The sequence below is a fragment of the Pseudomonas sp. CCI1.1 genome (assembly GCF_034348165.1).
GTDB lineage: Bacteria > Pseudomonadota > Gammaproteobacteria > Pseudomonadales > Pseudomonadaceae > Aquipseudomonas > Aquipseudomonas paracarnis.
Genome location: NZ_CP133780.1, coordinates 4,303,290 through 4,319,356, shown reverse-complemented (window position 1 = coordinate 4,319,356; position 16,067 = coordinate 4,303,290). Strand labels below are relative to the sequence as shown.

Annotated in this window: 13 protein-coding genes; 9 read left to right on the top strand and 4 right to left on the bottom strand. The window is 60.0% G+C overall.

Going from position 1 to position 16,067, the window contains the following annotated elements; genetic code table 11:
* The first annotated feature begins 18 nt into the window (after window positions 1–18).
* A complete protein-coding gene (locus RHM69_RS19605) occupies window positions 19–234 on the top strand; it encodes a TOBE domain-containing protein (protein WP_003176783.1) in 216 nt (71 codons plus the stop codon).
* Window positions 235–356: 122 nt separating this feature from the next.
* Here the strand turns inward: RHM69_RS19605 and RHM69_RS19600 are convergent, their stop codons facing one another.
* Together RHM69_RS19600 and RHM69_RS19595 are read right to left on the bottom strand one after the other, a co-directional pair.
* The gene (locus RHM69_RS19600; protein WP_200599457.1) at window positions 357–986 is read right to left on the bottom strand and encodes a TetR/AcrR family transcriptional regulator; all 630 of its coding nucleotides are present in this window, start codon (window positions 984–986) and stop codon (window positions 357–359) included.
* Window positions 987–1,230: 244 nt separating this feature from the next.
* Window positions 1,231–2,607, bottom strand: coding sequence for a glutamine synthetase family protein (locus RHM69_RS19595; protein ID WP_003195252.1), 1,377 nt, complete (start codon window positions 2,605–2,607; stop codon window positions 1,231–1,233).
* A gap of 597 nt (window positions 2,608–3,204) precedes the next feature.
* On the opposite strand from RHM69_RS19595, the gene RHM69_RS19590 reads away from it, so the two are divergent.
* The 7 genes from RHM69_RS19590 to RHM69_RS19560 all read left to right on the top strand — a co-directional run bounded on the left by RHM69_RS19590 (window position 3,205) and on the right by RHM69_RS19560 (window position 11,576).
* The gene (locus RHM69_RS19590; protein WP_003195249.1) at window positions 3,205–4,563 is read left to right on the top strand and encodes a glutamine synthetase family protein; all 1,359 of its coding nucleotides are present in this window, start codon (window positions 3,205–3,207) and stop codon (window positions 4,561–4,563) included.
* Window positions 4,564–4,620: 57 nt separating this feature from the next.
* Window positions 4,621–5,985: an aspartate aminotransferase family protein gene (locus tag RHM69_RS19585; protein WP_200599459.1), complete on the top strand. Its 1,365-nt coding sequence runs from the start codon at window positions 4,621–4,623 to the stop codon at window positions 5,983–5,985.
* 183 nt (window positions 5,986–6,168) lie between these two features.
* Window positions 6,169–7,263, top strand: coding sequence for a polyamine ABC transporter substrate-binding protein (locus RHM69_RS19580; protein ID WP_200599511.1), 1,095 nt, complete (start codon window positions 6,169–6,171; stop codon window positions 7,261–7,263).
* Window positions 7,264–7,474: 211 nt separating this feature from the next.
* Window positions 7,475–8,569: a polyamine ABC transporter substrate-binding protein gene (locus RHM69_RS19575; protein ID WP_014720384.1), complete on the top strand. Its 1,095-nt coding sequence runs from the start codon at window positions 7,475–7,477 to the stop codon at window positions 8,567–8,569.
* A gap of 66 nt (window positions 8,570–8,635) precedes the next feature.
* Entirely contained in the window at window positions 8,636–9,778 is a 1,143-nt protein-coding gene (locus RHM69_RS19570) for an ABC transporter ATP-binding protein (protein ID WP_003195240.1), read from the top strand.
* Window positions 9,775–10,695, top strand: a complete 921-nt coding sequence (locus RHM69_RS19565) for an ABC transporter permease subunit (RefSeq protein WP_003195238.1) — start codon at window positions 9,775–9,777, stop codon at window positions 10,693–10,695. The genes RHM69_RS19570 and RHM69_RS19565 overlap by 4 nt, the downstream gene beginning before the upstream one ends.
* Entirely contained in the window at window positions 10,692–11,576 is an 885-nt protein-coding gene (locus tag RHM69_RS19560) for an ABC transporter permease subunit (RefSeq protein WP_003195236.1), read from the top strand. Before RHM69_RS19565 ends, RHM69_RS19560 begins: the two co-directional genes overlap by 4 nt.
* A gap of 138 nt (window positions 11,577–11,714) precedes the next feature.
* Here the strand turns inward: RHM69_RS19560 and RHM69_RS19555 are convergent, their stop codons facing one another.
* The gene (locus RHM69_RS19555) at window positions 11,715–12,356 is read right to left on the bottom strand and encodes an HD domain-containing protein (protein WP_200599461.1); all 642 of its coding nucleotides are present in this window, start codon (window positions 12,354–12,356) and stop codon (window positions 11,715–11,717) included.
* Between the two features lie 248 nt (window positions 12,357–12,604).
* Here RHM69_RS19555 and RHM69_RS19550 point away from each other — a divergent pair, with 248 nt between their 5' ends.
* Window positions 12,605–13,570 carry a GlxA family transcriptional regulator gene (locus tag RHM69_RS19550; protein ID WP_014720381.1) on the top strand — a complete coding sequence of 322 codons (966 nt, stop codon included), beginning with the start codon at window positions 12,605–12,607 and terminating at the stop codon, window positions 13,568–13,570.
* A 119-nt stretch (window positions 13,571–13,689) separates the two neighbouring features.
* On the opposite strand, the gene RHM69_RS19545 is transcribed toward RHM69_RS19550, so the two are convergent.
* A complete protein-coding gene (locus RHM69_RS19545) occupies window positions 13,690–16,044 on the bottom strand; it encodes a penicillin acylase family protein (protein WP_014720380.1) in 2,355 nt (784 codons plus the stop codon).
* Window positions 16,045–16,067 lie beyond the last annotated feature (23 nt).

Here is a 16,067-nt window from a genome sequence, read left to right as displayed (position 1 = left end):
TCACACAGGAAAAACACCATGACTATTAAAGCCATCAACGTGCGTAACCAGTTCAAAGGCACCATCAAGGAAATCGTGGTTGGCGACGTGCTGTCGGAAATTGACGTGCAGACCGCGTCCGGCATTGTCACCTCGGTGATCACCACCCGTTCGGTCAAGGAGTTGGAGCTGGTGATCGGCAGTGAAGTGATTGCCTTTGTGAAATCCACTGAGGTGTCGATTGCCAAGTTGTGATAACGCCACTGATCGTTCCCACGCTCTGCGTGGGAATGCCGCCTGGGGCGCTCCGCGTCCCGCTGTGCCAAAGGTGACGCAGAGCGCCACGGGATATATTCCCACGCAGAGCGTGGGAACGATCAGCGCTTGGGCAGATAGGCCGGCAAATAAAGCCCCACATACGCGTCAAACACCCGCATCCCTTCCTCCTCCATGCGCGGCGTAATCAGCCCATGCTGATGCACCGAACGCGCGTACACGCGGTCGCTCAACTCCAATGCCAGGGCAAACACGTCCACATCGCCCGGTAGCGTTGGCACTTCAAAGTGGCGATTGAACACCGCCAGCATCAAGTCGCCCAATTCCAGATCATGCTGGCGGTCGGCCTGGGTCACTTCGGCCAACCCGTGCTGAGCGAGGATCAACTGGCGCGCCGCGGCATCGTTGCTGTAGATGCTGAGCATGCGTTGTTCAACGATGTAGGACAGGTCGCGCCAATGCTTGAGCGATTCATGCTCGATGGGCGCCTGGATGGCGGCGCGAAAGGCTGCGTGAACGTCAGCGGTCAACGCCTCCAGCAACGCCGGCACACTGGCGAAAAAGTGGTACACCGATGACGGTGGTATCTGTGCTCGTTCGGCCACGCTGTAGATCGACAAACTGGCCACACCTCCGGCGGCCAGCAAGGTGCGGGCGGCTTCAAGGATCGCATCGATCCGGGCCTGGCTGCGGGCGCGGGGTTTGCGAGGGGCGGCGGGGCGGGTGGTCATGGATGTCTCCTACAAGGCAGCGGGCATTGTATGAGCAGGAAGGTGTGTTGTCTGCCAGGCCGCTATCGCAGCGATGCGGCGACCCGACAAGCCAGCTCCCACAATGGAACGCATTTGAAGGTTGGAACGCGATCAAATGTGGGAGCTGGCTTGCCTGCGATGAGGCGAACCCGGTTTCCAAAATAAACTCATAAAAAAACGCCACTGACCAAAATCAGCGGCGTTCTTTTATTGCAGCAACCGCTTACACGGTATGCAGGTACCAGTTGTACTCAAGGTCGGAGATGGAGTGTTCAAACTCCTCCAGCTCACTTTCCTTACAGGCGACGAAGATATCGATGTATTTAGGATCGATGTACTTGGCCATTACCTCGCTGTCGTCCAACTCACGCAGGGCATCGCGCAGGTTATTCGGCAGGCTCTGCTCGTTCTGCTCGTAGCTGTTGCCTTCCACCGGAGCGTTCGGCTCGATCTTGTTGGTCAGGCCGTGGTGCACGCCCGCCAATACCGAGGCCATCAGCAGGTAAGGGTTGGCATCGGCGCCAGCCACACGGTGTTCGATACGCACGGCATCGGACGAGCCGGTGGGTACGCGAATCGCCACGGTGCGGTTATCCAGGCCCCAGCACGGCGAGTTCGGCACGTAGAACTGTGCGCCGAAACGACGGTAGGAGTTGACGTTGGGGCACAGGAACGCCATTTGGGCGGGCAGGGTCTCCAGCACACCGCCGATCGCGTGACGCAATGCGGCGTTCTGCTCGGGATCCTCGCTGGCAAAGATGTTCTTGCCGTCCTTGTCCAGAATGGAGATGTGCACGTGCAAACCGTTGCCTGCCTGGCCTGGGTAAGGCTTGGCCATGAAGGTGGTGTCCATCTCATGGTCGTAGGCGATGTTCTTGATCAGGCGCTTGAGCAGTACCGCGTAATCACAGGCCTTGATCGGGTCGGCAACGTGATGCAGGTTCACTTCGAACTGCGCCGGGGCACTTTCCTTGACGATGGCGTCCGCTGGGATGCCTTGCTCCTTGGCACCTTCCAGAATGTCCTGGAGGCAGTCGACGTATTCGTCGAGGTCGTCGATCAGGTAGACCTGTGTCGAGTGCGGGCGTTTGCCGGAGATCGGTGAGCGGGGCGGTTGTGGCCGGCCGTTCACGTTCTCCTGGTCGATCAGGTAGAACTCAAGCTCGAAGGCGGCGCAGATGGTCAGACCGAGGTCGTCAAACTTGGTAACAACTTGGCGGAGCACTTCGCGCGGATCGGCGAAGAAAGGTTCACCTTCAAGTTCGTGCATGGTCATCAGCAGTTGCGCGGTAGGGCGCTTTTGCCAGGGTTCATTGCACAGGGTGTCGGGGATTGGATAACAGATTCGGTCAGCATCACCGATGTCCAGGCCCAGGCCGGTGCTTTCCACCGTAGAGCCGTTGATATCCAGGGCAAATAAAGAGGCAGGCAGGTTAATGCCCTTCTCGTAAACCTTGTGGAGGCTGGTGCGTTCGATGCGCTTACCGCGCACCACACCATTCATATCCGCAATTAGAAGGTCTACGTACAGAACCTCAGGATGATCCTTAAGGAACGCGTTCGCTTCGTTAAGCTGAACGGCACGCGGGGGTACCGACATGATGCAACACCTTTGTTGTTAAAAATATCAATCATTGATCTTTTCTGGTTTCAGTCAACCCGAACGGCCTGCCGAAGTCAAGCGAGGCATTTTTTGCCCTAAAAAAGCGCCATGGAGCCTTTTTTGCGGGGTTTTGGGGCGGTTTTTTGGGTTTTAGGGGCTTGGGACCTGCAGGCTTGAGCGGGCCGTGTAGGATTTTTTACGGGGGTGTTGTGTAAAAAAATGAACAAGGCTAAGCTCGATTCAAACCCATAACAGCAATAATACCGGGGTGCTTCATGTTTCACCTGCCGCCAATCGGCGTCTGCGCCTGCTCCAGCCAGGCTTTGTCCGCAGCTCGTTCGCCCCGTGTGAATGCCCAGGCACCGGCCAATATTCTTGACGGCCCGGCCGATCTCCTTTTTGCCATCTCCGACGCCACTGAGCGACCCTCATCCGCCGTGCCGATCATAATTGCGCACAACTTTGGCCTGAGGAATGCAACCTGCGGGCAAATGGCAGGTAAGCTCCTACCCTGAATGAAAAAACGACGCGGATGCTGCGTCAACCAACGCCTGGCCTTTAATGGATGCCAGGAAACCCAGCCCAGAGGCATTTATGAGTAACAACCTCGACCAGCTCACCGATTGGTTGAAAGACCACAAGATCACAGAAGTCGAATGCATGATTGGCGACCTCACCGGTATTACCCGAGGCAAGATCTCGCCGACCAACAAGTTCATTGCCGAAAAAGGCATGCGCCTGCCCGAGAGCGTTCTGTTGCAGACCGTGACCGGCGATTATGTCGAAGACGACATCTATTACGAATTGCTCGACCCGGCCGACATCGACATGATCTGCCGCCCCGACCAGAACGCGGTATTCCTGGTGCCCTGGGCCATCGAACCGACCGCCCAGGTGATCCACGACACCTACGACAAGCAAGGCAACCCGATCGAGCTGTCGCCGCGCAACGTGCTCAAGAAAGTCCTCAAACTCTACTCCGACCGCGGCTGGCAGCCCATCGTGGCGCCGGAGATGGAGTTCTACCTGACCAAGCGCTGCGAAGACCCGGACTTCCCGCTGCAACCGCCGATTGGCCGCTCCGGCCGCCCGGAAACCGGTCGCCAGTCCTTTTCTATAGAAGCAGCCAACGAATTCGACCCGCTGTTTGAAGACGTCTACGACTGGTGCGAACTGCAGGAGCTGGACCTCGACACCCTGATCCACGAGGACGGCACCGCGCAGATGGAAATCAACTTCCGTCACGGCGATGCCCTGTCCCTGGCCGACCAGATCCTGGTGTTCAAGCGCACCATGCGTGAAGCCGCGCTCAAGCACGACGTGGCCGCCACCTTCATGGCCAAGCCCATGACCGGCGAGCCCGGCAGCGCGATGCACCTGCACCAGAGCATCATCGACATTGCCACCGGCAAGAACGTCTTCTCCAATGAAGACGGGACCATGAGCCAGCTGTTCCTCAACCACATCGGCGGCCTGCAGAAGTTCATCCCTGAATTGCTGCCTTTATTCGCCCCCAACGTGAACTCGTTCCGCCGCTTCCTGCCCGATACCTCGGCGCCGGTGAACGTGGAATGGGGCGAAGAAAACCGCACCGTCGGCCTGCGCGTACCGGATGCCGGCCCGCAGAACCGCCGCGTGGAAAACCGCCTGCCGGGCGCCGACGCCAACCCGTACCTGGCGATTGCCGCCAGCCTGTTGTGCGGCTACATCGGCATGGTCGAAGGCCATAACCCGAGCGCGCCGGTGGTGGGCCGTGGTTATGAGCGGCGCAACCTGCGCCTGCCGTTGACCATCGAAGACGCTCTGGAACGCATGGAAAACAGCAAGACCATCGAGAAATACCTGGGGCAAAAATTCATCACGGGCTACGTCGCGGTCAAGCGGGCCGAGCATGAAAACTTCAAGCGCGTGATCAGTTCGTGGGAGCGGGAATTCTTGCTCTTCGCCGTCTGATGCGCCGGGCGCGCCTTTTAAATGGCGCGCCTTCACTGAAAAGTCTAGGAGATTGGTATGTCCAGCAACAACCCGCAAACCCGTGAATGGCAAGCCTTGAGCAATGATCACCACCTGGCGCCGTTCAGCGACTTCAAGCAATTGAAAGAGAAAGGCCCAAGGATCATCACCAAAGCCCACGGTGTTTACCTGTGGGACAGCGAAGGCAACAAGATCCTCGACGGCATGGCCGGCCTGTGGTGCGTGGCGATCGGTTACGGTCGCGATGAACTGGCCGATGCCGCCGCCAAGCAGATGAAAGAACTGCCGTACTACAACCTGTTCTTCCAGACCGCACACCCGCCGGTATTGGAGTTGGCCAAGGTCATTTCCGATGTCGCGCCGGCAGGCATGAATCACGTGTTCTTCACCGGCTCCGGCTCCGAAGGCAACGACACCATGTTGCGCATGGTCCGCCACTACTGGGCGATCAAGGGCCAGCCCAACAAGAAAACCATCATTGCCCGCAAGAATGGCTACCACGGCTCTACCGTGGCCGGCGCCAGCCTGGGCGGCATGACCTATATGCACGAGCAGGGCGACTTGCCGATCCCGGGCATTACCCACATCGCGCAGCCGTACTGGTTTGGCGAAGGCGGCGACATGAGCCCCGAAGAATTCGGTGTGTGGGCCGCAAACCAGTTGGAAGAGAAAATCCTGGAGCTGGGCGTGGACAACGTCGGCGCCTTTATTGCCGAGCCGATCCAGGGCGCCGGTGGCGTGATCGTGCCGCCTGCCACGTACTGGCCGCGCATCAAGGAAATCCTCGCCAAGTACGACATCCTGTTTGTCGCCGACGAAGTAATCTGCGGCTTCGGCCGTACCGGTGAGTGGTTCGGTAGCGATTTCTACGACCTCAAGCCGCACATGATGACCATCGCCAAGGGCCTGACCTCGGGCTACGTGCCCATGGGCGGCCTGATCGTGCGTGACGAAGTGGTGGCGGTGCTCAACGAAGGGGGCGATTTCAACCACGGCTTTACCTACTCCGGCCACCCGGTGGCCGCGGCCGTGGCGCTGGAAAACATCCGCATCCTGCGCGATGAAAAAATCGTTAACCGTGTGCACGACGAAACGGCACCGTATTTGCAGAAACGTCTGAGGGAACTGGGCGATCATCCGCTGGTGGGTGAAGTACGCGGCGTCGGTATGCTCGGTGCGATCGAGCTGGTGCAGGACAAGGCGACGCGCAAGCGTCACGAAGGCAAAGGCGCCGGCATGATCTGCCGAACCTTCTGCTTTGAAAATGGCCTGATCATGCGCGCCGTGGGCGACACTATGATCATTTCGCCGCCACTGGTCATCAGCAATGCTGAAATCGACGAGCTGGTCACCAAGGCCCGCCATTGCCTGGACCTGACTTTGGCTGCCTTGCAGGGCTAAGTGCTAGGCTCAGTGCGCGGTGCACTGGGCAGTTAAAAAGGCAGGGGCTTTGGTTGAAAGCCAGCCCCTGAACTTGCCAGACTGTCGCCCTGTTTTGTTGCCCTTCGGTTGGGCCGTAAAACATACAACGCTTGTGGCCCAAAAAAGAAAAAATTGGAGCATCACCAAATGAAGGCATTAGGTTTGAAGAACGCTGGCAAGACTCTCCTCGCCTTGTCCCTGATGGGCGCAATGGCGGGCGCGGCCCAGGCAGACAATAAAGTGCTGCACGTTTACAACTGGTCCGACTACATTGCACCGGACACCATCGCCAACTTTGAAAAAGAGTCGGGCATCAAAGTGGTGTACGACGTTTTTGACAGCAACGAAACCCTGGAAGCCAAGTTGCTGGCAGGCAAGTCCGGCTACGACATCGTCGTGCCGTCGAACAGCTTCCTCGCCAAGCAGATCAAGGCCGGTGTCTACCAGGAGCTGGACAAGTCCAAGCTGTCCAACTACGGCAACCTGAACAAATCCCTGCTCAAGGCTGTATCGGTCAGCGACCCGGACAACAAGCACGCCTTCCCGTACATGTGGGGCTCGATGGGCATCGGCTACAACCCGGAGAAGATCAAGGCCGCACTGGGCGTGGACAAGATCGACTCGTGGGACGTACTGATGAAGCCGGAAAACATCGCCAAGCTGAAAAGCTGCGGCGTGAGCTTCCTCGATTCGCCAACCGAAATGCTGCCGGTAGCGCTGCATTACCTGGGCCTGCCGACCGACACTACGAAGAAGGCTGATCTGAAACAGGCCGAAGACCTGTTCATGAAAATCCGTCCTTCGATCGGCTACTTCCACTCCTCCAAGTACATCTCCGACCTGGCCAACGGCAACATCTGCGTGGCTGTGGGCTACTCGGGTGACATCGAACAGGCCAAAACCCGTGCGGCTGAAGCCGGTGGCAAGGTCAAGATCGCCTATGACATTCCCAAGGAAGGTGCTGGCAGCTTCTTCGACATGGTCGCCATTCCCAAGGATGCCGAAAACGTCGAGGCTGCCTACGCATTCATGAACTACCTGCTCAAGCCAGACGTCATGGCCGCGATCACCAACAGTGTGCGTTTCCCGAACGGTAACGAGAAAGCCACTGCCCTGGTCGATAAAGACATCACCAGCGACCCGGGTATTTATCCGTCGGCCGAAGTGCAATCCAAGCTCTACGCCATTGCCGACATGCCGGCGGCAACTCAGCGTGAAATGACCCGTAGCTGGACCAAGATCAAATCGGGCAAGTAAGCCTTAAAACCTGTGGGAGGGGGCTTGCCCCCGATGACGGAGTGTCAGTCGGCGATTCTCTCGGATGGTACATCGCCATCGGGGGCAAGCCCCCTCCCACAAATTAGATCAAAGAAAGTTTTGCCGGATCGGTTTATCGACGGTAAGTTGCGCGCCGGTTTTGTTGCCGGGCAACAACTTCAAGGCCCCAACTATTCAAGAGGACCTCCACTTGCCAATTTCTTTATTTCGCAAAGCCATGCTGGTGGGTGCAGGTATCACGCTGGCTGCCAGCGTACAGGCCGCACCGACGGTGCATATTTATAACTGGTCGGACTACATCGGCCCCGACACCCTGGCCAACTTCGAAAAGGCCAGCGGTATCAAGCCTGTGTATGACGTGTTTGACTCCAACGAAACCCTGGAAGGCAAGTTGCTCGCCGGGCGCACCGGCTACGACGTGGTGGTGCCGTCCAACCATTTCCTGGGCAAGCAGATCAAGGCCGGGGCATTCCAGAAGCTCGACAAGTCACTGCTGACAAACTACGCCAACCTCGACCCGGTGCTGCTCAAGCGCCTGGAAAAGAACGACCCGGGCAACCAGTACGCGGTGCCGTACCTGTGGGGCACCAATGGCATTGGCTACAACGTCGACAAGGTCAAGGAAGTGCTGGGGGTCGACAAGATCGACTCCTGGGCCGTGTTGTTCGAACCGGAAAACATGAAGAAGTTGGCCACTTGCGGCGTGTCGTTCATGGACTCGGCCGATGAAATGCTGCCCGCAGTACTCAACTACATGGGCCTGGACCCCAACAGCACCAACCCGGCCGACTACAAGAAGGCCGAGGAAAAACTGCTGAAAGTGCGGCCCTACGTGACCTACTTCCATTCCTCCAAATACATTTCGGACCTGGCCAACGGCAACATCTGCGTGGCGGCCGGTTTCTCCGGCGATGTGTTCCAGGCCAAGGCCCGTGCGGCGGAGGCGGGCAAAGGCGTGAACATCGCCTACACGATTCCCAAAGAAGGCGGCAACCTGTGGTTCGACGTGCTGGCGATTCCCAAGGATGCCAGCAACGTCAAGGAAGCCCATGCCTTCATCAACTATTTGCTGCAGCCTGAGGTGATCGCTCAGGTCAGCGATCAAGTCGGTTACGCCAACCCTAACCCAGGGGCGGACAAACTGATGGAGCAATCGATACGCACCGACGCAGCGGTTTACCCACCGCAGGCGGTTCTCGAGCGGACATTCGTCAACTTTGAGCTACCCCCGAAAGTGCAGCGTTTAATGACCCGTAGCTGGACCAAGGTCAAGACGGGCAAGTAAGGCTAAAACTATCCAAGGCTGGCCCGCATTGGGCCGGCTGCACAGTTTTTTTTGGGAGTTTCGTAAATGGCAGTTGCCTCCGGCGCCTATAAGAAAGCCCTCGAGGGCGACCAGACACCGAAAAAGGTGTTGGTCAAAATCGACCGGGTCACGAAGAAGTTCGACGAGACGATTGCCGTGGACGATGTGTCCCTGGAAATCAAGAAAGGCGAGATCTTCGCCTTGCTCGGCGGTTCGGGTTCGGGCAAATCCACCTTGCTGCGCATGCTTGCAGGTTTCGAGCGCCCAACCGAAGGTCGCATCTACCTCGACGGTGTGGACATCACCGACATGCCGCCCTACGAGCGGCCGATCAACATGATGTTCCAGTCCTACGCCTTGTTCCCGCACATGACCGTGGCGCAGAACATCGCCTTCGGCCTGCAACAGGACAAGATCCCCAAGGCTGAAGTCGACGCACGCGTGGCCGAGATGCTCAAGCTGGTGCAGATGAGCCAGTACGCCAAGCGCAAGCCGCACCAATTGTCCGGCGGCCAGCGCCAGCGTGTGGCCTTGGCCCGCTCCCTGGCCAAGCGCCCGAAACTGCTGCTGCTCGATGAGCCGATGGGCGCCCTGGACAAGAAGCTGCGCTCGCAGATGCAACTGGAGTTGGTGGAAATCATCGAGCGCGTCGGCGTGACCTGCGTGATGGTGACCCACGACCAGGAAGAAGCCATGACCATGGCCGAACGCATCGCGATCATGCACCTGGGCTGGATCGCCCAGATCGGCAGCCCCATCGATATCTACGAAACGCCCACCAGCCGCCTGGTGTGCGAGTTCATTGGCAACGTCAACATTTTCGACACCCAGGTGGTGGACGACGCTGAAGGCCACGCGGTGCTCAAGTGCCCGGACCTGGACCGCGACATCTACGTGGGCTACGGCATCGCCACCTCGGTGGAAGACAAGTCGGTGACCTACGCGATTCGCCCGGAAAAGCTGCTGGTGACTACTGAAATGCCAACCTGCGAGCACAACTGGTCCAGCGGCAAGGTGCACGACATCGCCTACCTGGGCGGCCACTCGGTGTTCTACGTGGAGCTGCCGAGCGGCAAGCTGGTGCAGTCTTTCGTCGCCAACGCCGAACGCCGTGGCCAGCGCCCAACCTGGGGTGACCAGGTGTACGTGTGGTGGGAAGACGACAGCGGCGTGGTACTTCGCTCATGAACATGAAGAAATTCAAGCGGCGCTTGGATCGCATCGTGCCCAATGGCAAGCAGGTGGTCATCGGGATTCCTTTCCTCTGGCTGTTCCTGTTTTTCGCACTGCCGTTTTTCATCGTGCTGAAAATCAGCTTTGCCGAAGCCGATGTGGCGATCCCGCCCTATACCGAGATCTATACCTACGTTGAGCAAAAGCTGGAGGTGGTGCTGAACCTGGCCAACTACAGCTTGCTGGCGGGCGACGAGTTGTACATCGCCGCCTACCTGGGCTCGCTGAAGATGGCGTTTTTCAGCACGCTGCTGTGCCTGCTGATCGGCTACCCGATGGCCTACGCCATTGCCACCGCGCGCAAAGAGATGCAGACCGTGCTGGTGCTGCTGATCATGATGCCCACCTGGACCGCGATCCTGATCCGGGTGTATGCGTGGATGGGCATCCTCAGCAACAACGGCCTGCTCAATGGCTTCCTGATGTCCATGGGCTTGATCAACGAGCCGCTGCAGATCCTCAACACCAACATCGCGGTGTACATCGGCGTGGTCTATTCGTACCTGCCGTTCATGATCCTGCCCCTATACGCCAACCTCGTGAAGCACGACCAGAGCCTGCTGGAAGCCGCTTCGGACCTCGGTTCGAGCACCTTCAACAGCTTCTGGAAAATCACCGTGCCGCTGTCCAAGAACGGCATCATCGCCGGTTGCATGCTGGTGTTTATCCCGGTGGTGGGCGAGTTCGTGATTCCTGAACTGCTCGGCGGCCCGGAAACCCTGATGATCGGTAAGGTGTTGTGGCAAGAGTTCTTCAACAACCGTGACTGGCCGGTGGCGTCTGCCCTGGCGGTGGTGATGCTGGCGATCCTGATCGTGCCGATCATCCTGTTCAACCGCAGCCAGGCCAAAGAGCTGGAGGGCAAGATATGAAGCGCTTTCGTTTCTCCAGCTTCATGCTGGTCGCAGGCCTGTTGTTCATCTACCTGCCAATGTTGATCCTGGTGATCTACTCGTTCAACGAATCCAAGCTGGTGACAGTGTGGGGCGGTTGGTCGATCAAGTGGTACGTGGGCCTGTTGGACAACACCCAGTTGATGGGCTCGGTGGCCCGCTCCCTGGAAATTGCCTGCTACACGGCGGTGGCGGCGGTGGCGTTGGGTACCCTGGCGGCCTTCGTGCTGACGCGCATCAGCCAGTTCAAGGGCCGCACGCTGTTCGGTGGCCTGGTGACGGCACCGTTGGTGATGCCCGAAGTGATCACCGGTCTGTCGCTGTTGCTGCTATTCGTGGCCATGGCGCAGATGATCGGCTGGCCCCAGGAACGTGGCATCGTCACCATCTGGATCGCCCACACCACCTTCTGTGCGGCGTATGTGGCGGTGGTGGTGTCGGCGCGCTTGCGTGAGCTGGACCTGTCGATCGAAGAGGCGGCGATGGACTTGGGCGCACGGCCGTGGAAGGTGTTCTTCCTGATCACCATCCCGATGATCGCGCCATCGCTGGCAGCGGGCGGCATGATGTCGTTCGCGCTATCGCTGGACGACCTGGTACTGGCCAGCTTCGTGTCGGGCCCTGGTTCCACCACCTTGCCGATGGAAGTGTTCTCGGCGGTGCGTCTGGGGGTTAAACCCGAGATCAACGCCGTGGCGAGCCTGATTCTGTTGGCGGTGTCGCTGGTGACCTTCCTGGTGTGGTTCTTCAGCCGTCGGGCCGAAGAGCATCGCAAGAAGGCTATTCAGCAAGCGATTGAAGAAGCCGCAGCGGATGGCTGGCAGCAGCCGGACAAGCGCCGGGCGCCAGCGCCGGTCTGACTGCCGGAGCAGGGTGAAAATGTGGGAGCTGGCTTGCCTGCGATGGCGGTGTATCAGTCACTTATAAGGTGCTGACTCACCGTCATCGCAGGCAAGCCAGCTCCCACAGTAGTTTTGCGGTGCTTATAACATCGGGTTTCAGTCAGCCCACGGCGACGTGCGGATCACCTGCACAAAATTCATCGGCTTGAACCCCGGCTCCTGGTCCACCAGCACGTCGGTCTTAACATTGCCAAACGTGGTCTGCGGGCGATGGCGCAAGCCGTCGGCGAACGCGCAGATGATGCACTCCTTGAACCCTTCACCCCGTGGATGCGCGTGCACCACCGCTTCGCGCTGCGCGCTGCTGAACGCGGCGTAGTCCATGCCCAGCACATCCATCTCCACCCCGGCGGTCACCAGCGCTACGGTGGGACGCAAGTGTTTCGGCACGCCCGGCGTGGTGTGCAGGGCGATGGACAACCACACTTGTTCGATATCGTCATCGCTCAACCCATAGGGCTTGAGAAATGCGGCGGCGGCGTTGGCGCCGTCCACTTCAAAACGCTCGTCGTCACTGCGGTGGCCTTCCACCAGCCCCAGGTCATGGAACATCGCGCCGACGTAGAGCAACTCCGGGTCGTAGGCCAATTGCTTGCGCTCACCGCTCAAGGCGCCGAACAGGAAGACGCGGCGCGAATGGTGGTAGAGCAGGTCCGATTCGACGTCACGGATGTATTCGGTGGTGGCTCTGGCCAAGGCGCTGTCAGGGATCTGGATACCGGCTATGGTGGTGCTCATGGTGGATCTCCTCTGGAAAGATTCCAGTCTGGTCCCATGACCCTGAAGCGGCTATCGCCACAGGGAGGCGATCCCGGCCAATGTGCCGCCACATCGTGCCAAGCATGTAGGCGATCCCCTGTGGGAGCTGGCTTGCCTGCGATAGCATCACCTCGGTGTACCTGAGGTACCGAGTCGTCTGCATCGCAGGCAAGCCAGCTCCCACAAGGGGGTCGCGTTTATCCAGTTGGAAAAAGGTGTTTGTGACCATGGGCAAAACCGTCGCCATCCTGATCTTCCCCGGTGTCCAGTCGCTGGACGTGACCGGGCCGATGGATGTGTTCTGCGAGGCCAACCGCTTCCTGGCGCCCGAGGATCACTATCGGCTGGAAGTACTCGGCTTTGGCCACGGCGCCATGGCGGCCTCCAACGGTTTGTCACTGCAGGCGCACAAGCACTACAGCGAAGCCCGGCAACCCTATGACCTGTTGCTGGTCGCCGGCGGCCCGCAGTTACCCTTCGAGGATTTCGGCTTCGAGTTTGACGCTTGGCTGCGCGCGGCCGCCGCGAAGGCGCAGCGCTTTGGCTCGATCTGCAATGGCGCCTTCATGCTGGCCCGTGCAGGCTTGCTGGACGGCAAGACCGTCACGACCCATTGGAACGATGCCGCCAGCCTGGCGCGCCTGTGCCCCTCGGCCCAGGTCGAAGCCGACCGCCTCTATGTGCAGGACGGCAAGCTCTACACCTCCGCCGGGGTCACGGCAGGTATCGACCTGTCGTTGTACTTGCTGGCCCAGGATCACGGCCCGGAAGTGGCCCTGAGCGTGGCCAAGCGCCTGGTGGTGTTCACCCAGCGCTCGGGCGGGCAATCGCAGTTCAGCCCGTTCCTCACGCCCCATGCCGAAACCACCTCGGCGGTGGCGCTGGTGCAGCTGTACGTGCTGGCCAACCTGACGGGAGACTTGACCATTGCCGACCTGGCCAAGGCGGCCAATATGAGTGCGCGCAATTTCTCCCGGGTGTTTGCGCGTGAAGCGCGGATTACGCCAGCGGAATTTGTCGAGAGGGCGCGCGTGGATGCAGCGCGGGTGATGCTTGAAAGCAGCCACGCACCGCTTAAGACCGTGGCCTATCAATGCGGCTTTCGCGACGCCCAGCACATGCGCAGTGTGTTCAACCGCCGGCTGGGCGTCACGCCGCAACAGTTCAGGCTTAACTTTGCGGCGCCGGTTTGAGCGTGCGTGATCGTTCCCACGCTCTGCGTGGTAACGCCTCTTGGGACGCTCTGCGTCCCGTTTCTAAGGGCCGACGCGGAGCGTCCATGGCTGCATTCCCACGCGGAGCGTGGGAACGATCATCGGGCGGGCAGCAGTTTCAAGGTGCCGCGGGTATTGGCCGTCACTTCCTCCTCACTGAAGTGCGCCTGCTCATACCTGCCCTCGATATAGCTCTGCGCCTGGTCGCCATAGTGCGTATCAAAGGGCACACCGCTTTGCCCCACCGGGTTGATGGTGAGGGCGTGGGCCGGGTCGGCGAAGTCGATCAGGCGTCGTGTCGACGGGCCGTAGGTTACCGGCCACGGTGCTGGGCCAATCGGAGAGGTCTGGTTGTTCGGAACCTCATGGCTGCCCGGTGCCGGGAACGGGCCGACGTTGAAGATTTTATCCAGCGGTTTTTGCAGGCCCAGCGGGTGACCGTGGGTCAGGGTGTGCGCCTTGCCCCACTGCCACTGCGCCGGGTCATCGCCGAACGTCGCCTTGAGGTGGGTCAGGCTGTTGTCCCAGGCGAGCTTGACGGTGTCGGCCCGATTGCCGTTCCACCAGGGTGAGTCTGCCGATGCGGCCAGGCGTGGCAAGGCGGCGTCGATCACGCGGGTGCCGAGCAGGGTCTTGAACAAGGCATCGCCGAGTTTGGGGTGAAAGGTCGCGTCGCTAAGGTTGAACAGCAACTGGTTGAACAGCGTGGCACTGGTGGAGTCCAGCGGGTAGTCACCCTTCCAGTTGGCAAGCTGTTCCACCAGTTTGAGTTGCGCCGGGTCCTTGACCACCTCGCGCAGCACCGGCAACAGCGGCGCCAGCAGGCGTGGGCCGTAGGCGGTGGTGGTGCCCAGTTGCAGGGCCTGGCTGTTGGTCACATCCCACTTCACGCTTGTGTCGCTCAACTGCGCGTTCAACTGCTGGCCGCGGTCAGCCAGGTTGTAATAGCCGGGAATCGGCATGCCGGTGGGCGATGCCGGCTGGGCATTGGCGGACACCACATAGCCGCGCGACGGATTTTCTTCCTGGGGGTTGGCACTGAAGGGGTAGAAACCCAGCTTGTCGGCCTGGGTAGTACTGCCGTCGAGGATGAACGCAGGGTTAACGCCGGCCGGGCGGATCGGCAACTGCGCCGCTGCCCACCAACCGATATCGCCCTTGGCATTGGCCCACACGATGTTCAGGCCCGGTGCCGAGACCTTGGCGGCTGCGGCACGTGCCTTGGCCAGGGTGTCGGCACGGTTGAGCTGGTAGAAACCATCCAGGATCGGGTTTTCACTGTCGAGGAACGCCCACCACATGGCAATCGGTGTGCTGCCGGCGTTCTCACCGAGCACGTCGTTGATGATCGGGCCGTGGGGCGAGCGGCGCAGGGTGAGGGTCACCGGCGCCTGGCCCTTGACCTGGATCTGCTGCTCGCTGCTGCTCATGTCCACCCATTGGTCGTGGTACCAGACTTGGTTGGGGTTGTCCGGGTTGACCTTCTCGGCGATCAGGTCGAGATCGTCATTCTGGAACATGGTCAGGCTCCAGCCGAAGTCCAGGTTGTGCCCCAGAAACGCCACCGGTACCAGCGCGTTGTGGTAGCCGTACAACTCGAAGCCTGGCGCCGACAGCTGCGCCTCGTACCAGACCGAAGGCACCGAGAAACGGATATGAGGGTCACCCGCCAGCAACGGTTTGCCGCTTTGGGTATGGCTGCCGCTGACGGCCCAGGCATTGCTGCCTTCGAACTGCGGCAGGCCGTTGTCGGCCAGGGCCTGTTCGCTCAGGGCGGCGATGGCGCCAAGGGTCTGCCAATCGCTGGCGGCCAGGTTGAGAGCGCCCTTGGGTTGCCAGTCGAGATCGAAGACGTTCAAGTAGGCGCTGCCCAGTCGGTCGCGCACATAGGTCAGTACCGGCTCGGTGCGAAAGGCTGCGGCAAAGCTGTAGGCCATGTACCCGGCGACGCTGATGCTGTCTTCGGCGGTAAACGGGCGCTTGGCGATGCCCAGCACATCGAACTCCATGGGGCTGGCGTGGCTGTCCTGATACTGGTTGATCCCGTCCAGGTAGGCTTGCAGGGCCTTGGACGAGGCCGAGTCAGGGTCCATGTGCTCCACATAGCTCAAGGCACGCTCGCGAATGCGCAGGCTGCGAAACAGTTTGTCGGTCTCCAGCAGCTTGGGCCCCAGTACCTCGGCCAGTTCGCCACGGGCCAGGCGCCGCATGATCTCCATCTGGAACAACCGGTCCTGGGCATGCACATAGCCCAGGGCGCGGTACAGATCGGCCTCATTCTCGGCGCGGATATGCGGTACGCCACGGTCGTCGTAGCGCACCGTGACCGATCCTTGCAGGTGCGCCAGCGTCACCGTGCCCTGGCGCGTGGGTTGTTTGCTGTAGACGTACCAACCGGCGCCCAGGGCGACCAGCACAATCAGCACCGCAAAAACCTGCAGGACGCGCTTCATGAACATTCCTTACCAAAGTGGAC